Origin of the sequence: Chryseobacterium sp. C3 (genome assembly GCF_014218905.1) — a bacterium.
GTDB classification, from domain to species: domain Bacteria; phylum Bacteroidota; class Bacteroidia; order Flavobacteriales; family Weeksellaceae; genus Chryseobacterium; species Chryseobacterium mucoviscidosis.
This window is the reverse complement of the sequence record NZ_JACLCU010000006.1, coordinates 221,814-248,329: the sequence shown is the minus strand read 5'-3', so window position 1 is coordinate 248,329 and position 26,516 is coordinate 221,814. Positions and strand designations below refer to the sequence as shown.

General features: G+C 35.3%; 20 protein-coding genes and 1 pseudogene. 5 read left to right on the top strand and 16 right to left on the bottom strand.

What is annotated here, in order from left to right; translation table 11 throughout:
• Positions 1–5: 5 nt before the first annotated feature.
• Positions 6–1,472 (bottom strand): hypothetical protein, encoded by a 1,467-nt coding sequence (locus H6W53_RS15185; protein ID WP_185207973.1) that lies wholly within the window; start codon positions 1,470–1,472, stop codon positions 6–8.
• Between the two features lie 114 nt (positions 1,473–1,586).
• Between H6W53_RS15185 and H6W53_RS15180 the strand changes: the two genes are divergently transcribed.
• Entirely contained in the window at positions 1,587–1,850 is a 264-nt protein-coding gene (locus H6W53_RS15180; RefSeq protein ID WP_228457807.1) for a helix-turn-helix domain-containing protein, read from the top strand.
• 180 nt (positions 1,851–2,030) lie between these two features.
• On the opposite strand, the gene H6W53_RS15175 is transcribed toward H6W53_RS15180, so the two are convergent.
• Both H6W53_RS15175 and H6W53_RS15170 read right to left on the bottom strand, forming a co-directional pair.
• A complete protein-coding gene (locus H6W53_RS15175; protein ID WP_185207970.1) occupies positions 2,031–3,959 on the bottom strand; it encodes a recombinase family protein in 1,929 nt (642 codons plus the stop codon).
• A 47-nt stretch (positions 3,960–4,006) separates the two neighbouring features.
• Positions 4,007–4,852 (bottom strand): annotated as a pseudogene (locus H6W53_RS15170) (YifB family Mg chelatase-like AAA ATPase); the annotation flags it as partial.
• A gap of 642 nt (positions 4,853–5,494) precedes the next feature.
• Between H6W53_RS15170 and H6W53_RS15165 the strand changes: the two are divergent.
• The 3 genes from H6W53_RS15165 to H6W53_RS15155 all read left to right on the top strand — a co-directional run bounded on the left by H6W53_RS15165 (position 5,495) and on the right by H6W53_RS15155 (position 12,529).
• Positions 5,495–9,157, top strand: coding sequence for a hypothetical protein (locus tag H6W53_RS15165; RefSeq protein ID WP_185207966.1), 3,663 nt, complete (start codon positions 5,495–5,497; stop codon positions 9,155–9,157).
• A gap of 65 nt (positions 9,158–9,222) precedes the next feature.
• On the top strand, positions 9,223–11,991 hold the full coding sequence (locus H6W53_RS21545; protein WP_228457806.1) for a hypothetical protein: 2,769 nt from the start codon (positions 9,223–9,225) through the stop codon (positions 11,989–11,991).
• A 7-nt stretch (positions 11,992–11,998) separates the two neighbouring features.
• Complete coding sequence (locus tag H6W53_RS15155) at positions 11,999–12,529, top strand: hypothetical protein (protein WP_108409918.1); 531 nt, start codon at positions 11,999–12,001, stop codon at positions 12,527–12,529.
• A 114-nt stretch (positions 12,530–12,643) separates the two neighbouring features.
• Here the strand turns inward: H6W53_RS15155 and H6W53_RS21645 are convergent, their stop codons facing one another.
• The 6 genes from H6W53_RS21645 to H6W53_RS15130 all read right to left on the bottom strand — a co-directional run bounded on the left by H6W53_RS21645 (position 12,644) and on the right by H6W53_RS15130 (position 17,689).
• The gene (locus H6W53_RS21645; RefSeq protein ID WP_262889554.1) at positions 12,644–12,775 is read right to left on the bottom strand and encodes a hypothetical protein; all 132 of its coding nucleotides are present in this window, start codon (positions 12,773–12,775) and stop codon (positions 12,644–12,646) included.
• A gap of 242 nt (positions 12,776–13,017) precedes the next feature.
• Entirely contained in the window at positions 13,018–14,325 is a 1,308-nt protein-coding gene (sufD, locus tag H6W53_RS15150) for a Fe-S cluster assembly protein SufD (protein ID WP_185208087.1), read from the bottom strand.
• A 102-nt stretch (positions 14,326–14,427) separates the two neighbouring features.
• Positions 14,428–15,174, bottom strand: coding sequence for a Fe-S cluster assembly ATPase SufC (gene sufC, locus H6W53_RS15145; RefSeq protein ID WP_087711759.1), 747 nt, complete (start codon positions 15,172–15,174; stop codon positions 14,428–14,430).
• A 123-nt stretch (positions 15,175–15,297) separates the two neighbouring features.
• Positions 15,298–15,678, bottom strand: a complete 381-nt coding sequence (locus H6W53_RS15140; RefSeq protein ID WP_076393924.1) for a GxxExxY protein — start codon at positions 15,676–15,678, stop codon at positions 15,298–15,300.
• A 151-nt stretch (positions 15,679–15,829) separates the two neighbouring features.
• Complete coding sequence (sufB, locus tag H6W53_RS15135; protein WP_185207964.1) at positions 15,830–17,278, bottom strand: Fe-S cluster assembly protein SufB; 1,449 nt, start codon at positions 17,276–17,278, stop codon at positions 15,830–15,832.
• An 81-nt stretch (positions 17,279–17,359) separates the two neighbouring features.
• Entirely contained in the window at positions 17,360–17,689 is a 330-nt protein-coding gene (locus H6W53_RS15130) for a HesB/IscA family protein (RefSeq protein ID WP_076393920.1), read from the bottom strand.
• 273 nt (positions 17,690–17,962) lie between these two features.
• Here H6W53_RS15130 and H6W53_RS15125 point away from each other — a divergent pair, with 273 nt between their 5' ends.
• A complete protein-coding gene (locus H6W53_RS15125; protein ID WP_185207961.1) occupies positions 17,963–18,817 on the top strand; it encodes a GLPGLI family protein in 855 nt (284 codons plus the stop codon).
• A 58-nt stretch (positions 18,818–18,875) separates the two neighbouring features.
• Here H6W53_RS15125 and H6W53_RS15120 read toward each other — a convergent pair whose 3' ends face one another.
• From H6W53_RS15120 to H6W53_RS15090, 7 genes are all read right to left on the bottom strand, one after another.
• A complete protein-coding gene (locus H6W53_RS15120) occupies positions 18,876–19,727 on the bottom strand; it encodes a neutral zinc metallopeptidase (protein WP_076393916.1) in 852 nt (283 codons plus the stop codon).
• Positions 19,728–19,808: 81 nt separating this feature from the next.
• On the bottom strand, positions 19,809–21,893 hold the full coding sequence (locus H6W53_RS15115) for an LTA synthase family protein (protein ID WP_185207959.1): 2,085 nt from the start codon (positions 21,891–21,893) through the stop codon (positions 19,809–19,811).
• Positions 21,894–22,095: 202 nt separating this feature from the next.
• On the bottom strand, positions 22,096–22,614 hold the full coding sequence (gene ribH / locus H6W53_RS15110; RefSeq protein ID WP_108411667.1) for a 6,7-dimethyl-8-ribityllumazine synthase: 519 nt from the start codon (positions 22,612–22,614) through the stop codon (positions 22,096–22,098).
• Between the two features lie 3 nt (positions 22,615–22,617).
• A complete protein-coding gene (locus tag H6W53_RS15105) occupies positions 22,618–23,313 on the bottom strand; it encodes a tetratricopeptide repeat protein (RefSeq protein WP_185207957.1) in 696 nt (231 codons plus the stop codon).
• Positions 23,314–23,553: 240 nt separating this feature from the next.
• Positions 23,554–24,090 carry an adenine phosphoribosyltransferase gene (locus H6W53_RS15100; protein WP_076393908.1) on the bottom strand — a complete coding sequence of 179 codons (537 nt, stop codon included), beginning with the start codon at positions 24,088–24,090 and terminating at the stop codon, positions 23,554–23,556.
• Between the two features lie 3 nt (positions 24,091–24,093).
• Positions 24,094–25,302, bottom strand: coding sequence for a hypothetical protein (locus tag H6W53_RS15095; protein WP_185207955.1), 1,209 nt, complete (start codon positions 25,300–25,302; stop codon positions 24,094–24,096).
• Between the two features lie 50 nt (positions 25,303–25,352).
• Positions 25,353–26,366 carry a hypothetical protein gene (locus H6W53_RS15090; RefSeq protein WP_185207953.1) on the bottom strand — a complete coding sequence of 338 codons (1,014 nt, stop codon included), beginning with the start codon at positions 26,364–26,366 and terminating at the stop codon, positions 25,353–25,355.
• Positions 26,367–26,516 lie beyond the last annotated feature (150 nt).

Genomic DNA, 26,516 nt, shown 5'->3' with positions numbered 1-26,516 from the left:
TATTGTTATAAATGTTTCGGGTCTATTGGGAAATACTGGGCTTTCTCGTTAGACTGCTGAGATTCTTTTTTCTTTTGTTCCTGAGTTTTCCTCAAAGCTTCCTGTTGTTTCTGCTTTTGCTTTTCAGCATTAATCTGTCTCATTCTTTCAGCAAGAGCTTCACTTTTCTGCCTACTGGCTTCACCTTTCATGTTACCTAACCATTCTTCATAAGCACCCTCAGGCATTGGGACATAACCCAAATTATCAATATTATTGAACTGGGCTTTAGTTTCCTGTAATAAAGCCAATGCTCTCGGATAAAATCTGATATTTTGTAGTTCCTCAGGATTTTCAAGGTTTTTAATACCTAATTGCCCTGCTACATATTCCAGTTTAGCTTGTTGAAAAGTTGATTTCAGCAGGTTTGCATATATATTTTTTGGTGAGTATTCCAGTGCCTTGTCTAAAGTCTTTCCTACAAACTCATCCATTCCGTATTTATGAGCATAACCATTGGCTAAATCTGCATAGAACTGGGCTAATAACTCTTTTTTGTTCTGCTCTTTCATATAAATATCATTCTGCAAGGCTTCTGATTTTATATAGCCTGATTCCAGAATAATAGAACTTGTAGTAAATATTCCATTGGTAAGCTCTGCATTCTGCCATTCTCCCTCTTCATCCTTAAACTTGACATAAGTATGGTTTGGAGCAAAGGCTAAATGAGCTTCTGCATTCATTTCCTCTGCCAGCATCAAATAATACAAAGGCATGGAGTGGCATTGCCCAGAGCCTGTTCTAAGAAGTTTGGAAACAAACATTTTGCTCCAATCCTTTGCTCCCATATAATCCTCAAAATCATACTTAATAGCTTTGTGCAGAACTCCTCCCAGCTTCATTCCTTTAGATAGGTATTCAAAAATCATCAGGTTTTTATCTGTATTGCTTTCAGTATCCTGCTTTCTCTCTTTCATTTTCTGCAAGAGCTGTTTTGCTGTTTTCTGAATTCCAGATTTAAACTGATTATAATTTTGTTTATTCCCGTAAAAAGCATTCTCCACAATAAAATTGGCTTCACTTATAGAGTAATTGTCAGTATTGAGTGAGGCTAATTGATTGTAAGCATCATAATAGGATTGTGTACCTGCTTTTCCTGAAAATGAAGGCAGATTATAATAAGAATCTTCTAAGGCTTGTTGTCTGTAATAGTTCTCCTGTTTATTTCTGAGCTCCTGCTCCTGAGCCACTTTCCTAAAGTCTTCTTCCATCATTTTTGCATTCTGTTGCTGAATTTGTGAGCTTCTGGAATTGTACAACCCACCATGAGGAACAGAGGGAACAACAGACCTTGCTGGACTTCCATAATTTGGATTTGAAAAGTTCCCTAGACTACTTGGAGTAGGGGCTTGGGAAGTAGGGAAATTTGGAATTTGCCCCAATCCACATATACTGATACACAATAAAGGCAAAACCTGTAGTTTTTTCATCATAAAGGCTATTTTTTGTGTGAATGAAGGGTCTGCAAGTTTACAAAATTTCAATGGATTGTGAAAATTACAAGCTAGTATAAACATTAATATTTACCCTTCAAGCAAATATAAAAGATGATATTGACATCAATGTCAATAGACTCTAATAAATTTATATCATATCAAAAGAATCTGGGAGAAAGACTCAAAAATATCAGGGAATCCAAAGGATATTCCTTGACCGATTTGGCTTCCCTGTGTGATTTGGAGAAAACAGCTATTTCCAGAATTGAAAATGGCAGAACCAACATAACTTTTAAGACAGCTATTATACTTTGTACAGCTTTAAAAATTGAACTTAAAGATTTTTTTGATATTCCCATAAATCCAGACATTTAATTATATTCTTTTTCCTCATCAATTAATTTTAGCCAAATTTATATATAGGGAACGACAAAACGTGTCACATTAAAACTTATTTAAAGTTATTCTTATAATATATGTTTGGAAATTTGGATTTATCCAGAATATGGAAATCTCATTTCAGGAATGAACATTACTTTTATAAATTATTTGAATTTAGTTTTTTGAATATTTAAAGGTATCATACAGAAATGTAATCCAGTTTTCTATTGGCTTATCTTTAAATTCTTTATAATTTTCAGACAGCCATTTATAACTTTGATGTTTCTTATCTTCTGTATTAATATTAATTCCAGAATCGTTTGATAGCCATGCAGTATTTTTCTTATAAAAATCAACAACCTTTTTTAAATCCCAATTCTTAACATTTCCGTATGGAAAAATTACATTTTTCAATGAGGTAATAGTATTTTCATTATCTAAAAAGGGCATTGGGAAATAAGAATTACCATATACAAAAGAAGTATTGTTAAGTGTTTCAGCGTTCATTATAGAAACAATTCCTTCATCAGATAAAAGTTTAAACTCCCTATCTCTTAGTGAAATAATTAGTCCTTTATTAACATTGAAAATGTAATTTTCCTTAATGATATTATTTTTAAATTCAATTTGAATATGGTACGTTCGATTAGATGTGCTTGACTGCTTATTGTAGGCAATGATAATCTTATCAATATATTTATGAATTAATGTTCGTTTTGTATCAAAATCTACATCTATTGAATACTTTTCAAAATCTGTTCTTGTTTCAACGATTAAACTCTCAAAATTTTGGACATCTGCTATCCTCGAATCATGCTGAATTTTTTCTAAGTTTAGTCTATTTATATCATTCTCAATTCTTTCAACCTCATCTTTTACATCTTCATCTTTAAGGTTCCCCTTAGCTACGTTTCTGATTAAATTGGTTTTTTCTCTTTGACTTTCATTAATCTTATTTTCTATTATCTCTTTGTCCTTTATAAGAGATTCAAGTAGCTTATCTCTTTCATCCGGGGCTTGATTTAACATATTTAAAAGTTCTTTTCTTATGAAAAAATGCTCCCAAATTAGATTTTCAATCTTATCAATGTTGATAGCTCTGTTTCCACAGTTTTCACCTTTATATCTTCGAGATGAACAGATATACGTATGGTCTCTCTTGTTCATTCTACTTCTTCCATACATGTTTCTACCACAATTACACTTAATTATACCTTTTAACAAGTATTTATGCTCAACTTTCTTCCCTGTATTGTTTCTGTTATTTTGTAAGTTACTATTAACCTTTTGCCAATATACCTCATCAAAGATTAATGGTGCAGAATAGTAATTTCCCCTCCAAAGTCTCTGCCCCTTATAAATTGTATTTTTAATGATTCCTTGAATGGTTCTACCTCTCCATTTGGCATCACTTTTTTTCTTTTCTGTTACAATATTGGGGTTATATCTATCTCTAATTTTGTAAACTCCTCCTTTTTCCAATTTGCGATAAGTAGTAGGAATTCCTTCATAGTTAAGTATTTCAGCTATTTTGTCTGTTCCCTTTCCTTCTAATGACATAGCATAGATTCTTTTTACAATTTCAGCTTCCTCTTTATCAATAATTAAATATCCATGTTTGTCTTTATCAAAGCCATAAGGAATCATACCATGTATTTTTCCTTCTTTTACATTCCTTTCAATAACTGCTTTACTTTTTTTAGTAATAATTTCAACATATCGTCTGTTCATCAAAGAAGATAGGCTTCCCATAAACATAGCATCAACATCATCGAAATCAAATTGTTTACCTCCTTCAAAAAAAAGCTTAACATTTTGTTTTTTGAAAATTTTGGAAATTGCAAACCATACTTCTGGGCTTCTTTCTAATCTATCCTGATTGGTAACAAATACATGAGTTATAAATCCATTAACTGTATCTTCAATCAGTTTTTCAAAACCTGGTCTATCTTCAATATTTGATGTACCTGAAATCCCATCATCTTTATAAACTTTATAATCTAAATTTAAAGAAGTAGCAAATTCCTTTCCTGATTTTATTTGATTTTCAATAGATTTTGATTCTTTATCTTCTCTTGATAATCTTGCATAAATAGCTAACATACAGTTGTTTTTATGCAAATATACGAATGTACCACATTCTATACAATAACATCTGATATCGTGTGATGGGGAGATCGAAAAGGACGCACCGTCATGAGTGACGTTTCCGTACCCATCTTTCCGGCTACGGAATGAATCTTGGTTGTTTCCAGCGCTTCTTTTAAAGTTAAAGGCGGTAAAATACTCGGAACTCTTTTGGCAAGCATTGTTTTTCCGCTTCCGGGAGGTCCGATCAGGATGATGTTGTGTCCTCCCGCTGCAGCAACTTCCATGGCTCTTTTGGCTGCTTCCTGTCCTTTCACTTCAGAAAAATCAAATGGAAAATCGTTAATCTTTTCCTGAAATTCTTTCCGGGTATCCACTTCGATTTTTGGGAGTGGTTTACCTTCATTAAAAAAATCAATAACTTCTTTAATATTTTCGGCGGCAAAAACATCAAGACTGTTTACAATTGCTGCTTCGCGGGTGTTCTGTTTGGGCAGAATAATTCCTTTAAAACCTTCTTCGCGTGCCTGAATCGCAATGGGAAGAACCCCTTTTATGGGCTGTAAAGTTCCGTCAAGGGAAAGTTCCCCCATAATCACATACTCCTGAATATTTTCGGCAACAATCTGATCTGAAGCGGCAAGAATTCCGATGGCAATACTCAGGTCATAAGCAGCGCCTTCCTTTCTGAGATCTGCAGGAGCCATATTGATCGTAATTTTCTTTCCGGGAATCTTAAAGCCGACGTTTTTTAGAGCGGCAGAAATTCTATAACTGCTTTCTTTGATGGCGTTATCCGGAAGTCCGACCAGATGGTAGCCGACTCCGCCTGTATCTATATTTACTTCTATCGTAATGGTTTGTGCCGCCACTCCATGAATGGCACTTCCATAGACTTTAATCAGCATTTTTTATGTGTTTGCCGTAAATGTAGAAAAATTTTTAAATAATGATTTTCTTAAAAGAATTTACCTGAATATTTAAAAGTAAAAATATAATTCCCTTAATGTTCAGTTTTTGATTAGACTTTTCTTTCAATAGATCAATCAGCTGAAAAAAATATTTTTTGTAATTAAAATTTTTAAGAATGAAAAAAAACCAAGGCTGATTTCCAGCAATTAAATTAATGATTTACTGTTTAGGTTTTCTAATAAAGTTTTAATAATCAATATAAATAGCTATAAAAAAATCAGAAGATAGATAGCTTATATGCTCTAAATATAGCAAGTAGAGCTTACTTTAAAGTTTAAAAATTCTTTCTCAACCTTTCCAAAAAACATTCTGTAAATCTTTCTTACTGATTATCAGAAAACTGTAAAAAAATAACAAAAACATCTGAAAATGAATTTAATACGTCAAGTTTTGTCGCTTCCCTGATGGATATTTGCATTATAGAAACAACACAGAAATGAAATTAGACTTTAAAACTCAAGGTGGATATAATTTAGCCTGAAGACCACCTAAAAAAATAAGGCTAAAACCTGAAGTAACTCTACTAAAAAGAGGCTTCAAATCTTAACCTTTATAAAACCAAAACAAATTTACAAAAAATGTCAACAAACAGCAATGCGTCTCAGACGCTTTTCAGATTCGTGAGTTTAAGAAACCCACAGCTTACAGAAACCAAAAGAAGAAATCTTGGCTTCATCCACAGACCAAAAGGAATTGCGGGTATTTTCGATACTGCTGTATCTGGTAGAGCTGCTTCTACAGCTAAGATCAATGCAATGGAGAATGCTGTGAAATCAGGGAATTTTGCAAATACTTCATTCAAAACAGAGAAAGAACTTGAAACAGGAATCTTTAGTCAGTTATTGATTATAGGAAGGAAGATTTCTAAAAAAGAAAAAGTAAATGATCAGGATTTAGCATATACCAAAAGCTATTATGCGACATTAATCGATTCCAATAAAGAGTTGAACGGAGAAGGTCTTAAGATTTTTGATCTTCTTTGGAACAACTTAATCTATCAGGTGGTTTCCCAGAAAGATTTCTATGTAAAAGAGGCAATTACCCATATTTTAAAAGCAATCCATTTAGGATTTGCTCAAAACATGACTATTGATGCGGATGTATTAAAAGCTAATGGAGAAAAACCTCTTGAAAACGCGCTAAACGGTAAGATCGTACTTCCAAAAGAATTATTTGTAGAAGATGAATCAGTTTCAGGAGGATCTTCTGTAGCCTCAAGAACCGCATCTACAGTAATAGTAAATAAAATTACCAGTCAGAGATTGACTAATGAAGCAGAGTCCGCTTTGGTAGCCCAGAAAGCTCTTCACAGAAAAGGAGCATTACAGAATTTAAATTCTGAATTAGAAAAACTTCAGAAATCCTATTATACTTCCAAGTACAAAACGGAACAGGTTACCTATGCTGAATATCAAAAAAAATATCAGCCGCAATTGGAAGAATACGCAAAACTGTCTGAAGAAATAGTTCAGCTTGAAGAAACAAAAGCTCCTGAAGAAGAATTACAAAAGCTTCATGAGCGTCTAAAAGAATTGGAAGTGCCTGCCTTTGAATTCTCTTATAAAAATGAAATTGATATTTCAGAGCTTCAGTCTAAATTGTCTCCTGAATCATTTGATTTATTTATTGAGTTGTTTTCAGATGCTGATACAGAAAATGCCTCAAGAGAAAACATTGAAGGAAAAGCAGAAATCATTTCTGGCAGAGAAATGCGTATCGGGGAAAGAGTTTTGCAAATTGACAGTGGTTTACAAAGCTTTAATGAAGCTATATCGAATGTACAGCAGGAGATTTCAGTTTCCACTCAGACGGCTCTTGAAAACACATCTTTGCCGCAACAACAGTATGTCAACCTTGGAGGGGCATCTATTCCGGTGATCCAGAACACAGCAAGAACTCCAATGGCATATTCTCTTATTGCCAATACCTATGGACTGTCATTGATGTCTAGCCGTGGTTTCTTAAGTTTTTCATTTGAGGTGGAAGATATATCCTGGGAAGTTGCGAATGCTAAAATTATCGCAGATACAAATCTGGGGCATATTGAAGAAAATTACGGCAATATTTCAGTGGTGGATAACAAGATTACCTTACCTGCAAGTTTGGTTAATAAGTTTAGCAGTATATACAATTTCAGAGTTGAAATTACCTTCGCGAACGGGAGAGAAGCTTATGGTGATGTCCAGAAAATTGCCAATGGAGAGATTCATACCGGAATGCTAACTTTAAAACTGGTAAAAGCTAATCCAAGAGAAGAAGAATCTGCTGAACCCTCAAAAAGAAAGAACTTCGGAATCAAAAGATTGGGAATTGCCGACTATCTGAAAGTAGTACAAAGCGTTCATGCTTATGTTCCTGGAGAAGTCTCCAATATTGAGAATGTGATGGCAAGCGAACTGAGACATAAATCTTCTGTTGCCAGAGATTATTCTGAAATAACGGATACTACATCTAAATCGGTAGAAACAGAGAAAGTTTCTGATACTTCCAAAACTTCCAGAACAGATATGCAGACAGAAGTAGCGAAAGAATTGGATAAGCAACAAAGTATTACTGCTTATGCACATTTCAGTTACAATCCTGGGTATAAACTGGATATTGGTGCAGATTATGCAAACAATACGGCTCAACATGACAGTACGAGACAAGCTGTTGCGAAATCTCAGGAGATTACGGAAAGAGCAATGGAAAGAGTTCTGACCAAAATTAATGAGGAAAGGGTACAGAAAATTATCAAAGAATACACGGAAACCAATGTCCATGAATTTGATAACCGAGGAAAATCTCTTACTACCAATATTCCTCCACAACATATTACAGGAGTATATCGTTGGATCGATAAAAAGATGAAAAACCAGATTTACAACTATGGCAAGCGTACCATGTTTGAATTTATGGTTCCCGAACCGGCAAAACTTCACAGATTGGCTTTAGCAGTATCTAAAGGCCAGGTTCTTACAGCTCCTGTCGACCCGAGAAAAGCTCCGGAACCTTGGAACATGGCAAGTCCAAAAGCAGCAACCAGAGAATTACTTCAGCATTGGGTAGATATTTATGGTGTAACTTTGACCGAACTTCCAAAAGAAAATGTGGAAGTGTACCAGGAAATTGTCGGCCGACCTAATTCAACCGGCTCATTTGGTGCAGTAGGAACATCAATCAATATCACACAAAATTATGCCGCCAAAGATATGAAGATCCAATATTACATGGATCGAAATTCCAGATGGCATAACAGTGAGTTTTATTGCAGCAACGGTAAAGGAGGAGAGAGAAATTTAAATTTTGGAGGCAGAATCAATCAGGATACTGTTTGGGAAAATGGGTTAAACCTTTCCGGAACTTTCAATTTCTTGTACAGAGGTAGAAATATTGAAGATGTTACTCTTAATGTTACTCTTTACTGCAAACTTTCTGATGCATTTATGCTACAATGGCAAACCGAAAACTTTAATGCTATTATCAAAGCATACGAAGAAGCTTACAAGAAATTTCAGGAAGAACAGGCAAGATTGGATGCCGAGCAGAAAGAAAAGGAAGCTGCTGCAAAAGAAAAGCAAGGGACTTTCTACCGATATATGGAGCATGATGTGCTGAAGCACAATTGTATTGCTTATCTGTTACAGGATTACCTGAATGTGTTAGGACAAAACTTTACCGATGGAGACAAAATGGAAAATTTCCAGGTTTTCCTTAATGAGAATCTGGATAAATATACTGCTCTTGCGAAGTTTATGGAACAGGCATTTGAATGGGAGATCATGGATTATACTTTCTACCCATACTATTGGGCGAACCGCAAAATGTGGCAGGAAATGTATGTGAGCGAATCCGTAGATCCTTTGTTTAGAAGTTTCTTACAGGCAGGTATGGCGAGAGTAGTGGTGACCGTAAAACCGGGTTTTGAAGACGCAGTACAGTTCTTTATGACGACAGGAAAAATCTGGAATGGCGGTGAAGTACCAGTAATTGGTGATCCGATGTATATGAGTATTGTAGATGAAATGAGAGAGCCTACAGGAAAACCACAAGGTAAATACTGGATTACAAGAGTCCCTACTACGCTTACCATTCTTCAGGACAAGTCTACGGGATTACCGGTTAACCAGCCGTTACCGATCTTCCCTGAAACCGACACGGATAATTGTGAAAATCCTTCAGAACTTGAAACAGAAACAAGTTTTGATCACAGGGACGTACAATTAAGTCATTCGGATAAAACGGAAAGTACTTTAGATTAAAAAAGGTTAACGAAATGGTGGGAGCACTTCCACCATTTCTATTTTCAACAATTAAACTTAAAAAGATGAAATCAATAAAAGCATTAGGAGTTCATCAGGGCACTTCGGTTAAAATACCCAAAATTGACAGAATAAGTGCTTTGGGAATTTCACCTAAAAACAAATATGGTCATTTTGATGAAAAAAATGGGACTACTTACTTCCATACATTTTTACCCTATGGGGATATCAATAAACTGGTTGAAGAATATAATGATCCTGTATTTCTAAAGAACCAGAGTAATACAGATTTACTGATATTCTATCTGTTAGGAAGCAAAAATGAGCTGTATATGGCTATTACCAATAGGTCACAATATTATCTGGAAGCATTAACATCACAAAATGTTTATAAATTTGAAGGATATGATCGTAAAATGACGTTTAAAGAATATGTCATCACTAATATTATAGCCGACAAAAAAGAAGCATTTCTGTTTACGTATGAAGAGATTTTATCTGCTTTTAATGATGCTATCGAAGATTATAAATTTGTCACCAGCGAACAAAACTCTAAACAGGAATCTAGATTTACGGTACCGAGTCAGGTTTTGAAATACAGGGTAAATTTAAAAGAAAAGGGAATTATAAAACTTTTACAGGAGGTCAACAGAACTATTGCCAAAATGCGGGCTGAAGAAAAATACGCTTATAATGAATGGATTATGTCTAAAGCAGATCCCTACAATTATTTTGGCATTCACATCAACAACAGCAGAGACTTTTCTTCTCAAGATTTAAAACAATTAATTACTCAGTTGAAGAATTATAAAAAGAAAATGGGAATTCTGAAAGACGGTGGAATTAAAAGTATTGAGGATATGAATTCTTTTGTAGAAGAAAACCTTACTGCAGGAGGAAGCATGTTCAAATGGTTTATCGATACTCCTTTTTTCAGTTTAAATCCTGATCAGAGAAAAAAATATATTGAAATGTATTGTGAAAAAGACGAATCTTCTTTTCCAAGATTTAGCATATCGGGAGGTCTTAATGACGGGGATATTGTTGCTGCACTGTTTAAAACCTGCTCGGATAAACAGGCTCTTTTCGATATTATCATATGTCTGGAACAGGAAGGAAAACTTTTTCATTTACTTAATAATCTAAAATTTAAAGCGTTCTCACAGGTTTGTACCATTATCACCAGTGTTTATATGACTTACATTAAAAAAGGAGAAATGGGCAAAAAATACGCTGATGCTCTTGAATTTGGGAGACAGATTTTGTTTGACAACAGAACTTTTGGAAATCATAATATTGAGGAATTTGATACGGTACATAACAAACTGAAGTTTATCACAGACCTTAATCTATTTGTAAAAATAGGAAAAGCTACTCTTGCAGCTCCTTTTTTGTCTGATATGAGTGCTGAAGATCTGCAAAAGCAGGTATCCTGTAATCCTTTGGATATTATAAGCATTACACCTGTTGAAAATATTGAAAAATATAATCTTAAAAAAGGAGAAATTTATTTACTCCCTGCCTGCTTTGTATATCTTTTATATAATGAAGAAACTTGGGAAACCGCTATACTCGCCGCAGAAGTTACTGTTCAACTCGCTTTTTGTTTGATAGGGGTTGGAGAAATAATGGCTGCGATAGAGGCAGGAAGTACAATTGGTGTCGCATATGCCACCGCGGGTGTAACTATAGATGCTGCCTTTGGGGCTACTATGATTCCGGAGTTTGGAAAAAATCATCCGGTCGTTACCAAATATATACATTATGCGATGTGGGCACGTTTGGTTACCGATTTCATTAATGTAAAAGGATTAACAGAAGAGCTGAACACCGCTATTAAAGCTAAAAAAATTGCTTTTGAACCTTATGAAGCAACAATAGATGGTGTAAAAATTATCAAAGGAACGCAAAAAACCTATAAACCCCTTACTATTGGTGCTCTTGGTATTTTACCTCACGTTTTGCCTGCTTATTTATTGGGACAAGGAGGAAGAAAGCTACTGTTTTATATAGAAAGAGTAATAGATTCACAAAAAAGTGTGACTGTTTTCTTTAAAGGAGCAGAGATTTTTTCAGGAGAAAGAACCGCTGCAAAAGAATTTATGGATGAAGCGTTAGTAGTATATAAAAACGAAGGGCAAATTGCAATGGAAAACTTCTTTTTTGCAAAGCAATCTTCCAAAGAGATAAGGTTTCTACATTCTCAAACGGGGGAAACTTACGTAGGTAAATTACTCAGAAAGGGAAAAAAAGAATATTATTATGAGCTTCATGATTTTCGATATGATACAAAAAAAGTTTTCGATGAAAGTGAACCGTTACTGAAAGACAAGTTTAGGTGTAGGGTAAAATTTGCAGATCCTAATGTTTTCCCGCTTATAGAAGATAAAAAATATTTTTATGGAGATATTTTCATACCTTACGGTCTAAATCAGACGCTACAAAACAATAAAATAACAGGATTAACTGATCTTAGCCTGGGTGAAACTATTATTAATGATGGCTTTGCTAACTTAACAAAAGACGCTGGAAAAGAATTGGATGGTATTTTTGGACAGTGGCAAAAAAACAGCAGTTATGTAGAGTATCCTGGCGGAGAATCCGTAAATTTACACACTCTAAAATTTCATGTTGGGTATGAAATGCTACAAGGTAAACCTCTTACAAAAGAACTCTTAGAACAAGCCGCCCTTAAAACTTTTACAGGAAAATGGGCAAAAAGCAAGGGCTATGGGAAAGTAGAGTTGTATAATGCTGACGATCAATTTGATGCAATAGAAGAATTAGGAGATATAGAATTAGTAACTGATATTGTATTCATTTTTAAAAAATAATATAATTATGGAAAAAGAAATAGATTATATAGTTTTAGTCTCAATAAAAAACTATAAAACAGATGGGATGGAAGTAGCAAGAAAAAATCGTAGAACGTTATTTTTAAAACCAAAGTTAAAAGATCAAAGACATTTAGAAACCGAAATATTCAAATCTATTTTTGGAGAAGATTTAGGTAAAAAAGAGTTTTTTTTAGAGGCTGGTTCTTATGGAAATATTATTGAGGCTTATGAAAAAACATTAAGAACACTTTTAGAAAAAGAGCACAAAGTACCTAAAGAATATTACAATAGATTGGAGGAATATAAAGAAAAAGTACACCGAAGTCTATTTACCGATAAGGAATATACCGATGATCATTTTTATGATGAAGTACACGAGATTTTAGGCGAATATTATGTATTGCAAATGAGATTTCCTTCTGAAAGAATCCCATATGAATTCAATAGATATTATCTTTCTATAAAAAAACTATTTGATAATGGCGAACCATTGTACATAAGTACGGCAATGCCTTTCGAAGATTTAGGTTTTTAACGTTTAAGCCGTCTCTTTTTTGAGACGGTTTTTTTGATAATGACGACAGAGAGTCTGTAAATTTGCACATTCTAAAATTTCATGTTAGATACGAAATCCTACAAAGAAAACCTCTTACAAAAGAATTCTTAGAACAAGTTGTTCTAAACCTTGTACGGGAAAATGGCCTGTATCTACATTTACTTCTATCGTAATGGTTTGTGCAGACACTCCGTGAATGGCACTTCCATAGACTTTAATCAGCATTTTATATGTGTTTGCCGTAAATGTAGAAAATTTTTTAATTAATGATTTTCTTAAAAGAATTTACCTGAATATTTAAAAAACAAAATGAGATTCACTGAAATAATCCATTCCTGATGCAGATATTCTATGAATTTATCAATCCATTGAAAAAAATAACTTATGTGATGTAAATTTTTAAGAGTAAAAAAAATAAAAGCTGTTCCAAAAGTGAAACAGCCTTCGTATTGATCAATTATATATTGTTAAAACTCTATATCAACCTGAAGCTTCTCTGCCAGAAGCTTTGAAATCTTTTCTTTTAATGGCTCGATGTCAATGTTCTGCATGGCATCGTTCGCAAAAGCGTATAACAATAACGCCTGAGCTTCCTTTTTAGAAATCCCTCTTGCTCTCAGATAAAATAATGCATCTTCATTCAATTGTCCTACTGTACAGCCGTGAGAACATTTTACATCATCTGCAAAAATTTCAAGCTGAGGTTTGGTATCAATCGTTGCTCCTTCGCTGAGTAAAACGTTGTTATTTTGCTGATAAGCATTCGTTTTCTGGGCAATTTTATCTACGAAAACCTTCCCGTTGAAAACCCCGTGAGATTTTCCGTCGAAAATACCTTTATAATTCTGGTAACTTTCGCAATTCGGTTGATTGTGGTGAACCGCCGTGTGATGATCCACCAACTGATCTTTCCCGATAATGGTAATTCCGTTCATAAATGAATTGATATTCGATCCGTTTTGAATGAAATCCAGATTATTTCTTACCAGTTTACCTCCGAAAGAGAACGTATTTACAGTCGTTAAGCTGTCTTTTTCCTGTTTTGCAAAAGTATTGTCGATTAAATAAGAGGTATCGTTATCGTTCTGTAATTTATGCCAGTCCGCTTTTGCGTTCGGATAGGTGAAAATTTCCGTAACAGAATTTGTTAACACATACGTGCTGTCAAAATTATGATGGCTTTCAATAATTTCCACTTTAGCGCCCTCTTCTACAATTAAAAGGTTTCTCGTATTGTAGAAAGTGTTTTCTTCCTGATTCTGAGAAATGTAAAAAACATGAATCGGTTTTTCAATCACTACATTTTTCGGAACTTTAAGAAAGAAACCGTATTTGCAGTATGCCTGATTTAAATTCGTGAAAGCAGATTGATCTTCAGCAATCGTATTGAAATATTTCTCGAAAACATCTCTGTGTTTCTCATCATTCAATGCATAATTGAATGAAAGAAACTCAACATTTTCAATGGAAACTTTAGATAATTCTTTATGAAGTTTACCGTTCACGAAAGTAATCCAGTCGAAATTCTCTTCACCTAAATGAAGCTGATCCAACTGCTCTTTGGTGATGTTATGACTTTCTTTCGGGAAAAAGTTGTAGTTTTTCTCGGTAATTTCCTTTAGGTTGGTATATTTGTATTCTTCGTCCTTTTTTGTAGGAAAACCAGCTTTTTCGAACCTCTGAAGAGCTGCTTTACGATCTTCATCCAGAAATCTGTGACGAAGGCTCTCCAAAAATTCATTATGGTTTTGTATGATCTGTTCTTTTAATGCCATTACTGGTATATCTGTGGTTTGCACCATTTTTTCTTTTTTTGTTTGGCTGAAATTGTTAAACTAAGAGATCAGATAAAATCTCTGAATTTTTTAATCTTTTAATTAATTTAAAAGCCAGTCGTACCCTTTTTCTTCAAGCTCCAACGCAAGAGATTTATCACCGGTTTTGATGATTTTTCCGTTGGCTAAAACGTGAACAAAATCAGGCTGAATATAGTTCAGCAATCTCTGATAGTGGGTAATCAGAAGAACTGCATTTCCTTCGTTTTTGAAAGCATTTACACCGTCTGCAACAATTCTTAACGCATCAATGTCCAATCCGGAATCGGTTTCATCCAAAATAGCCAGTTTAGGATCCAGCATCATCATCTGGAAAATTTCGTTTCTTTTCTTCTCACCTCCGGAAAACCCTTCGTTTAAAGATCTTGAAAGGAAATCTTTTTTGATGCCTAATTTTTCAGATTTCTCACGAATCATTGCCAACATCTCTTTTGCCGGCATTTCTCCCAACCCGTTAGCTTTTCTGTTTTCGTTCATCGCTGCTTTGATGAAGTTGGTTACAGAAACGCCCGGAATTTCTACCGGATACTGGAAAGAAAGGAAAATTCCTTTGTGGGCTCTTTCTTCAGGAGCATCTTCGATGATGTTTTCACCTCCGAAAATAATTTCTCCATCAGTCACTTCATAATCTTCTTTTCCTGCGATAACAGAAGAAAGCGTAGATTTTCCGGCTCCGTTCGGTCCCATAATGGCGTGAACTTCACCCGGCTTTATTTCAAGATTAATTCCTTTTAAAATTTCTTTGTCGCCGTCTTCAATTTTGGCGTGCAAGTTTTTTATCTCTAACATACGTTTAAATTTATCGCAAGGCTAGACTAAGATTTTTAATCTCCCTTTGCTTTTATAAGAAAAACAAAGGCGCTAACGCTTATCAATGAAATACTATTTCTTTAATTACATTTATATCTGAAATTAATCAAGACCATTTGCAATTCTCATAACTCCGTTTTTAAAAAGTTGAGAATTGAAATTGATAAGCATTCCTAACTTATAATTTCCAAGTCTTACATAATTTTTTATTTGTGCAGCGTGAAAATTGGTTAAATTTTCAACAGATTTTATCTCTAAAACCACTTTGTTTTCAACTAGTAAATCCATTCTGAAAGCATTTTCTAAAAATAGTTCTTCGTATTGAATATTGAGAGATTTTTGCTTTTCCACATTAATCCCGGCTTTTTTCAATTCATAAAATAAACATTCTTCATAAATGCTTTCATACAAGCCTATTCCTAATTTTCTGTGAATTTTTAATCCACTTTCAAAAACAATTTTTGAAATTTCATTTTCTGTCATTTGTATAATTTTCGCAAAGATACACAAGTTAATTGTAGGAGCTCAATTTAAAAAACTTTGTATTACTTTCCTAAGCGTTAGCGCCTTTGTTTATCTTGAGAATAAATAGTAAGCGACTAAAAAAGCTTAGTTTAGCTTTGCGATAAAATAATTATCCCACAGAACCTTCCAGAGAAATCTCCAGTAATTTCTGGGCTTCAATAGCAAATTCCATTGGTAATTTATTTAAAACTTCTTTGCTGAAACCATTTACAATCAAGGCAATAGCTCTTTCTGTATCAATTCCTCTCTGGTTACAGTAAAAAATCTGGTCTTCCCCGATTTTTGAAGTCGTTGCTTCGTGCTCCAGTTGTGCAGTCGGATCTTTAATCTCAATATACGGGAAAGTATGAGCTCCACATTCATTTCCCATCAGTAAAGAATCGCACTGAGAGAAATTTCTAGCTCCTTTTGCAGAAGGCATTACTTTTACCAGACCTCTGTATGAATTATTGGATTTTCCTGCGGAAATACCTTTGGAAATAATGGTAGATTTGGTATTCTTGCCAATGTGGATCATTTTGGTTCCTGTATCTGCATATTGGTGATTGTTCGTTACCGCGATAGAGTAGAACTCACCGATGGATCCGTCACCTTTTAATATACATGAAGGATATTTCCACGTTACCGCAGAACCGGTTTCAACCTGAGTCCATGAGATTTTTGCATTTCTTTCGCAAAGTCCTCTTTTCGTTACAAAATTGAAAACCCCTCCTTTTCCTTCTTCATTTCCGGGATACCAATTTTGTACAGTGGAATATTTAATTTCAGCATCATCCATTGCAATCAGCTCAACAACCGCTGCGTGAAGCTGGTTTTCATCTCTTGACGGTGCTGTACAACCTTCCAGATAAGAAACATAACTTCCTTCATCTGCAATCACAAGTGTTCTTTCAAACTGACCTGTTCCTGCCTGATTGATTCTGAAATACGTAGACAATTCCATCGGACATCTTACGCCTTTCGGAATGTAGCAGAAACTTCCGTCAGAAAATACTGCGGAATTTAAAGCTGCATAGAAATTATCTCCTCTCGGAACTACTTTTCCAAGATATTTTCTTACTAAATCAGGATGGTTTTTTATTGCTTCGGAAATGGAGCAGAAAATAATTCCTTTTTCCATTAACGTATCCTGAAACGTTGTTTTTACAGAAACGGAATCCATTACGATGTCTACCGCAACTCCTGAAAGTCTTTTCTGTTCTTCGATATTGATTCCTAATTTTTCGAAAGTTTTTAGCAATTCAGGATCTACTTCGTCCAGACTTTCCAGCTCAGGTTTTACTTTTGGCGCGGCATAATATTTAATTGCCTGAAAATCCGACTTTTCATATTTAATATTTGCCCAGTCCGGTTCAGTCATTTTCTGCCAGATTCTGAACGATTCCAGACGCCATTCCGTCATCCATTCCGGCTCTTCCTTTTTAGCGGAAATTGCACGGACAATGTCTTCATTTAAACCCGTTGGGAAATCTTCGTAATCGATTTTTGTTTCCCAGCCGAATTCGTATTTTTTATTTTCCAGATCGACTCTTAGATCGTCTTCAGTATATTTATTCATTATTTTTTTTTAAGATTTTAGAAGACAGATTTCAGATCTGATTTTTTTTCTAAATCTGAAATCTGCATCCAATGTCTTTTTTTACAAAGAAAAACTCTCACCGCATCCGCAAGTTCTGGATGCATTCGGATTGTTAAAAACAAATCCTTTTCCGTTTAAACCTCCCGAATACTCAAGAATGGTTCCTGCTAAATAGAGGATTGATTTTTTATCTACAATAATTTTGATATCATTGTCTTCAAAAATCTGGTCGGTATCTGTTTTTTCGTTGTCAAACTTAAGAACATATTCTAAACCAGAGCATCCTCCGCTTTTCACCCCAACTCTTATATAGTCTTCAAAAGGCTTAAAACCGTCCTCTGTCATCAGCTGAATGGCTTTTGCTTTTGCTTGATCTGATACTTTTATCATTGTATTTATTTAGAATGATTTAATGATGCAAAAATACGAACTAATTTCCGCAATCTCAAATCGAAGATGTCTATTTTAATGATTCTGTTCTTAATACATGGATTTCTGCGATAAATTTTGTGTTAAAAATATTTAAATTTTTTTAATAGACGTCGTAAAGCCTGTTTTTGATTTAACTTTGATCGGGATTTTAAATCTATAAATAAAACAAAGATTTCACCCTTTTTTTGTGTAGTCTTTAAAATTACAGTTTACAATAAAAATATACTATAAATGAAAAAATTAGGCATTCTTGCTTTGGCTTTGTTCACGCAGACGGCTTTTGCACAGACCAACAGATTTGTATATCAGGTTACGATGAAACCCGATGCGTCCAATAAAACAGATACGAAAACAGAAAATGCGTATCTGGACATTTCTCCGGAAAAATCTGTTTTTTATTCCGAAAACAGAATTAAAAGAGATTCTGTAATTCAGGCTGCCATGCAAAGTGGAGGAGCAAGAGGTTTCAACAGGGATCAGATGGAAGCTTTACGATCCAACATCAATTATTCTGTTGAAAAAGATAAGAAAAGCCAGAAAATGACGTTCAAAGACCGAATCGGAAGAGATATTTATACTTACGAGGAAGACCGCCCGATCAACTGGAAAATTGCTTCGGAAACCACAAAAATCGGAGATTATAAAGTTCAGAAAGCAGAAACGGATTTTGGAGGCAGAAAATGGACGGCATGGTTTACCACAGATCTGCCTTATCAGGACGGACCTTACAAATTCGGCGGACTTCCGGGACTTATTGTGAAAGTAGAAGACGATAAAGGAGAATATTCTTTCGACTTAATGAAAAATTATAAAATCGCAGATTTTCCTACAATGAGCCAATTCGGAAATACCATTAAAGTGAAAAGAGGCGATTATGTAAAACAGCAGAAAAAGTTTATGGAAGACCCGATGTCATTTATGACACAAGGCGGCGGAATTGGTGCGCCGATGAGAATTGACGGCGGTGGTGGAAACCGTGGCGGCGGTGGATTCGGAGGAGGAAATTCCGGAGATTTCAGAAAAAGGATGGAAGAAAGAGTAAAAGAGGAAGCAAAAAGAAACAGCAACCCGATAGAATTACAATAAAAATTAACCCTGAAGATTGGTTCTTCAGGGTTAATTTTTATTTGGCTGATTTAAATAATTATTTCAAAAGCTGGTTGAAAGTATCTCCCTGTCGGATGTCTCCGGTATTGTATCCTTTCATAAACCATTCTTTACGCTGCGCAGATGATCCGTGCGTAAAACTTTCCTGATTAACGTATCCCTGTGATCTTCTCTGGATATTATCATCACCTACCGCTTCAGCCGCTTCAATAGCCGACTGAATATCTCCGGGTTCAAGAATGTGCTTTTCAGCATCCGTTCTTCTTGCCCATACTCCGGCATAAAAATCTGCCTGAAGTTCTGTGGCTACAGAAACCCTGTTCATTTCTGCTTCAGAATATTTTCCGCTTCTTCTTAGCTGATCTACTTTTTGCGTTGTTCCTAAAAGCGTCTGAACATGATGTCCCACTTCATGCGCCAAAACATAGGCTACCGTAAATTCCGTTACTTTAGCTCCGAATCTTTGCTGAAGTTCATTAAAAAAGCTCATGTCCATGTAAACAGACTGATCTGCCGGACAGTAAAACGGTCCCATTGCAGACTGTGCCACTCCGCAGCCGGATTGTGTGGTTTCCGAAAAAAGAATAATTTTCGGTGGAGTATACTGCATTCCGTTTTCCTGAAAAACCTGATCCCATGTCGTGATGTTCCATTTTCCCATCATGTCTACCATTTCTCCGATTTTTTTGTCTTCCGCAGTCAGTTCTCTCTGTTCCGTTCTCGGAGATCCGGAACCCGCTCCCGAAGAAAGAATCGAGGAAGGATCACCTCCCAAAAAGAATATAATTGCAGCAATAATAAGCGTTCCCAGTCCGCCTCCTACAACGGCTCCGCCGCCAAGTCCGCGTCTGTCTTCCACATTACCGCCTCTGTCGTCCGTCCATCTCATAGTTTGTATTTTTTATTTGTTGGTAAATTTAAAAATTTAAACCATACAATTTTTGTGCGGATTATGATATTTTCAAAATATTTATCGATTCAGCTGATTTTTTTTCAGCCAGAAAGAAGTCGACTGATATGCTGAAATCGTTGCATCCATCATCGGCTTATTCTGTTCCTTTTCTTTTAATGGGTTTTCATCAAAATAAATATTAAATTCCGGAGCAAGATTGTTTTTCTGCTGAACCAAAGCATATTGCTTAATTTTTCTTAAAGGAGAAATAACCGTTAAATAATTATCTTTTACAAATCCTAAATCCTGATACGTTGCTACATAAGCTTTCGGCTGAAATTCTTTGCTGAAAACGTCCTGCCCTAAAAATTTCGACTGATAACTGAAATTCAGCAGACCGAAAACAGTCGGCATCACATCGATCTGAGACATGGTTTGGGTAAATTTCTGCGGCTGGATAAATCCTTCCGAGAAAACCATTGCCGGAATTCTGTATTTATCCATCGGAAGTTCTGTGTCTCCTGCACTGGAAGCGCAGTGATCTGCAATGATAACGAAGATTGTATTTTTATACCAGTCCTGTTTTTTAGCCATCTCGAAGAATTTTTTCAGGGCATAATCTGTGTATTTTACACCGCCTTCACGAGATTTTGCATTTCCTGGGATATCAATTTTTCCTTCAGGATAGGTAAAAGGTCTGTGGTTTGAAACCGTCATCCAATGATTGAAGAACGGCTTTCCGGATTTTGCTTCGGCATTCATTGTTTGGATGGCTTTTTTTGCCATGTCTTCATCGGCAACGCCCCAAACGTTTGCAAACGTGATTTCTTCCGGCTTGAAATTATTTCTGTCGACAATGTCATACCCGTTTCCGGCGTAGAAATCTTGCATATTATCGAAATAGCTGTATCCACCGTACAAAAATTTCACCTCATATCCTTTTGATTTGAAAACACTTCCTGTGGTAAATTTATTTTTGTTGTTCTCTCTTTTAATAATGCTTTCTCCGGCTGTAGGCGGAATACAGAGCGTTAATGCTTCCAGACCACGAACGGTTCTGTTTCCGGTAGCGTAAAGATCGGTAAACATTAGCGATTTATCGGCTAAACTGTCTAAAAAAGGAGTGATTTTCTGCGTATTTCCATAATGTGCTAAAAAGTCTGCAGATAAACTTTCAATAGAAATTAAGACGACATTTTTTTTCAGTTCCGGTTCTGCAGAAACAATATTTCTTTTCAGGACAGGTGGAGCAAACTGGCTTAAAAAGTTTTTTTCTGCCTGACTCTGATTGATTTCTGGATAAAACTGGAAATAATCCAGCTCGTTGTGGGTAAATGCCCAGTAGAATTTCGGAAGACCGTTTGCCTGAATCTCTTCTTCAAAAACGCTGTTTCCTTTCATTTTTGTTGTGAAATTTAATCCGAACAAGCTTACTCCCACCAGAAGAATAAACGATCCCAGTAAAATAAATTTCTGTTTCAGATTCGGAAGATCTGAAAGTTCTTTTTTGGTTTTCTTAAAAATGAAGAATGTAATGGAAAGTGTTACGATAAAAATTGCTGAGAAAAGAGGAACAACAGGATAACTTTCCATGATGTTTCCAATCACTTCATTTGTGTAGATAAGATAATCCACCGCGATGAAATTGTACCTCAATCCGAATTCATTATAAAAGAAATATTCACTTACTGCGTTGAATACGATGAGTAGAACGTACAGAAAAAGCGTTATGAAATAGAGTACATTCCGTATTTTCAAACGTTGTTTCGGAAGGAAAAGCATTAATGCGAAGCAGATAATTTTTAACCCGATAAAAGCCAGAGCAATTTCTGCAACAGAGCCGCCGTATTGTTTGAAAATATTGTTCGGAATCAGAAGAATGTACAGAAAAAACAGGACTAAAATTCCCAAAATGATCTGTCCGTAAGGTTTCTGATATTTTGAATTGGAGAGAAATAAAAAATAGAGGGCTAAAAAGGTGCTGGCTAAAACAAAAACCAAAGCATCATTGAGAACACCCACCAAAATTATTTTTAAAATTTCAAACACTCCAAAACTGGCTGTGGTAATGGGATGAAAGAAAAATACAATCCTTATGATTAAAGAAATGATAAGGTAAAAGATTCCTAAATAAAGGAATGGTTTTGTTTTCTGAACAAACATTGTTATGATTTGAATATGAATTCTTACAAAAATAAGTATTGAATATTATTTGAGCGTATTTTTTTTAAAAATACCACAATAATTAGAAAGTTTATAAATATTTAAAATTATTTTAACAATATAATATTCAGGAGGTAACAGTTCGGGGACAAAAAAAGAACTATTCTTCAATAGTTCTTTCAAATATTTTTTATTTTGAAAATTACGAATTTCCAAATCCGATATTTCCTTTTCTGCCGGAAAGATTCTTTTTAAAATCAATCATTTGCAGAGCCGTAACAGCCGCTTCAACTCCTTTGTTCCCAAGATCGCCGCCGCTTCTCGCAATCGACTGTTCTTTTGTATCGTCTGTTAAAACACAGAAAATCGTCGGAGTATCCGTTAAAATATTACAATCTTTAATTCCCTGTGCAACTGCGGAGCAAACATAGTCGAAATGTGGTGTTTCGCCACGGATCACACATCCGATCGCAATTACTGCATCAAAGGTTCGTTCTTTACAAAGCTGCATACTTGCGTAGCTTAACTCAAACGCTCCCGGAACCGGAAAAAGAGAAATTTTTTCAGATTTTACTCCTTCTTTTTGAAGGATTTCCAGAGCTGCATCACGAAGATTGTAGGTTACAAAATCATTCCACTCAGAAAAAACAATGCCGATAGAAAAATCATCGGCATTGGTTATGTTAAGTGGCTTGTAATCAGAAAGATTAACTGTTGCCATTGTTTAGTAATATTTAGTCATTTCAATATAAGAATCAGACATTCCGTTGTCGTAGTCCTGATATTTTTCATCGATTGTTGCAAAATACTTTTTCGCTTCTGCATTTTTCTTTAATCCCAAAGCTACAATACCTGCTTTTCTTGTAAAATAATATGTTGTGTAAGGATCGTCTGAAGCTGAAGCGGCTTTGTCTAATAACTGAAGTGCTTCATCATTTTTGTTAAGACCAGATTTTGCATCTGCCATTGCTCCGTATTTCATTGCCATCAACGTTTTGTTGTCGGATGAAAAACTGTCTAAAAGATCATAAGCTTCCTGAAATTTTCCTTCTTTGAATTTTATCAATCCAGCGTTGTAAGCGGAAAGCTTTCCTACGTTGGTTGCAGAATATTCGTTATAAGTTCCTAAGAAACCCGGATTTGCAGCAGATTTTCCGCCTAAAGCTTCTTTATCTTTACCGTCAGCAAGATTTTTCTGAGCAGCCAGGAAACTTTTTACAGCTTCTGCATTTTTAGGAGCTACAACAAATTGTTTGTAACCGAAGAAGCCCAGAACTCCTAAAATAAGTAGTCCGAAAACAATTCCCAAAGGTTTTGAATATTTTTCAAGGAACCTTTCTGTGTTTAAAGCCTCTCTGTCAAGATCTTTAAAAAACTCAACAGTTTCTTTACCTTCCTGCTCGTTTGTAATTTTTGCCATAAATTATTAAAAATTGAAATGCAAATTTAATTGTTTCTGAATGATTTACAAAATACTTTGTGCGTATTGTTGATTTTATTTGAATTAATCAAGTAGAATTGTTAATTATGAATCGTGAATTTACTAAAAAGATGCTTCGACAAGCTCAGCATGACATCTCTAATACTATATGTATTGATGTAACGTTAAATTATTAGCGTTGTCATGCTGAGCTTGTCGAAGCATCTAATTTAATTCAGTTTAATATTCTAAAATATGATAAATTTCTGCATTAAATTTCTTCAGTTTTTCTTCGCCTTTTAAATCTTTTAATCCGATTAGGAAACTGAACTGAGAAACGGTTGCACCTTGTTTTTCAACCAATTTTGCAGCGGCTTCGGTCGTTCCTCCGGTTGCTAAAAGATCATCATGAATGAGAACTCTTTGTCCGGATTTTAACTGTCCTTCTCGGGTTTCAATCACAGCACTTCCGTATTCGAGATCATATTTTTCTGAAATGACGGGTGGCGGAAGTTTTCCTGCTTTTCGGATTAAAATAAAAGGAACTTCTAATGCAACAGCGATGGCAATCCCGAAAAGATAACCTCTGCTTTCAATTCCGCATACTGCATCAACTTTTCCTTTGCTGAATTGTACCAGATCTGCAATCACCTCTTCATACAGTTTCGGGTTCAGGAAAATAGGAGAGATGTCCTTAAACTGAATTCCCGGAATCGGAAAATCAGGTATATTTTCAATGGTTTCTTCCAGTTTCGTGATGAGCTGCTGCGATGCCATTTTTTATGGATTGATTTTGTAGCTGGAAATTTTCCAGTCTCCGTTTACATTTTTAAGTCCGAAAGTTGCTCTCAGTGAAGTTGTTTTTCCACTTTTATCCGTTACATCATACGTTGCACTCACACTTGCAGAAGTTGCATTGGAAGCATTGGTGGTGATGTTTTTTACGCTTACATTTTTCACTGAACCAAATCCTGAAGTCGGGTTCGAGAATGATTCATAGCTTCCCCAGCTCGGATTGCTTGCAGAGTTGTAGGCTGCTTTTAAGTTTTGAGCGCTTACGTTATTTAAAAATCCTGAAACGGTACTTTTCGGATCTGAAGCCGGCTGTTTTGGCGCTGCAGGAGTTGTAGGTGTGGCTGCATTCGGATCTGTTGTGGATGGAAGTGTTGCATTCGGATTATTCGGATCGATTACAGCGGGATCCTGAATAACTGCTGTTGAATCTACTTTCGGTGCAGCCGGAACTTTCAGTAAAAGAGGATTTACGTCTAATCCGATTTTTGTCATTTTGAAAGTTTTCGCAGTGGTTTTTACAGAAACCGTGATGTCGATTTTATTATCAACAACCTGAGCTGCAGGAATTGAAGAGAATTTTAAATTAAACCCTTTGAAGTTATTATCCTGCATTAAGTTTTTCGCCGTAGAAAGTTTTACGCCATTGCTGAAAACTTCCAGCGTTGCTTCCAGACCTGCTCCTGTAAAAGATACCGGATTTCCGGCATTGTCTACCAATCTCGGAACGATCTGAAGTGCAGTAGGCGCACCTGTTCCGTCATCTCCAGTCGGTCTTGTGGTAATGCTTAATGAATTGGCTTTTACGTCATTCGGGTCGCTTTCTTTAGCTGTTTCGTTTCCAAAGATATTCATTTCTCCTAATGCTCCTAACGAAGGAGGTGCTGTACTTGCCCATTCGATTCCGTTTTTCTGGGCTACCTGATCTGCCATTGCCATGATTTCGGGAACTTTTTTTCCATCAATCATTTGTCCTAAGGCTTTCAGTTCGGCAAAATCGCCATCTGCGTCTACTCCGAAAGTTTTCAGGATGTAGAGTGCCTCGTTAAATTTAATCTGTTTAATGGTAGGCAAACTTGCCGTCATATCGTTGATACTCGACTGCAAAGTTTTAGTATTGGTAGCATCTACATGATCTTGCTTGCATGCTGTGAAAAGCAACATGCTGAAAACTAGTAGAAAAGACAACTTTTTCATTTTTTTTCGGTTTACCACAAAAATAATAAAACCTTTATTAATAGAGTGTTTTATTTTTTATTTTGTTGTTCTTTCAGCTGATCTTTGAAAAATGAGCTGAAAACGGTCTGCATATTCGGAAAAGATGAATCTTCCCAGTATTTTGTAGTATAGCTGCTTTTATTGGTATTCAGATTTACACTTTCGATATCATTATCGTCTCTGAATTCTATTTCTGCAGGATAAAAATTGCTGTAATAAATCAACTGATTGTAGTCCGGTTCACTCTTATGCTTTAGTTTGATGAACCGAATGTCGTTAAATTCCAAAAGATCTCTTAAGGTTTTATTACTTTCTTTCTCGTAAGAAGCATTAGAGATAACCTTTACATCGTAGAAACGGTATCCTAAAAAGTTGACTTCTTTTTCCTGTAAAGCACTGTGAGCAATTTCGATCTGATCTTTTCGGTCTCCTTTCAGCTCTTTAATGACGGCGTTCTTTTTTTTGTATTCCTGAATATTTCCGACATCTTTCATTTCAGAAACATTCATCATTTTACCATAATCAAAAGAAGCTGTCAGTTTTTTATCAACATTTTTGTCTTCAATCCTGAATGCTCTGTACTGTTCTACATTGGCGCTTTTCAGTTTTTTTGTTTTATTATCAAAAATGTAAGTAATGATTCCGTCTGTGTAGCAGTTTAGTTTATTGTTTACGGTAACGTATGTGTTAAAGTTTCCTTTTACGAAAATGTATTTTGCGGGTTTGTTATTTTTTATGACAACACGTTCGATATCTTTTACCCTGTCATCTACTTTAATAATTTCTTTGTCGAAATCTGCATAGGACAAAGTAGCAACAGACATATTATCGTAGATGAGCTGAAACTTTTCCTGATCCGGTTTTATGGACTGCCTGTCGATTTTTCCGTCGATATCCGAATAAGCTAAAATGCTCCCGTCTTTGCCAAACACAGAAACCTTAGGAAGGGGCTTATTGGTTTTTTCTGAAACGAAAGTGATGCTTTGTGCATTGACGAAGTTTACGAGAATTGTTAAAAATAATAACAGGAGATTTTTTTTCATGATTGATACAATTAATGTTTTTTAGTTAAATCATTCTTTGATTATATGACAACGAAAACTGAAAAAGGTTGCATTGTTTTTTTTATTTCTGCACAAAAAAGCAAAAAAAAGACTGATCATTACAATCAGTCTTTTTCGTTTTTATCTTGT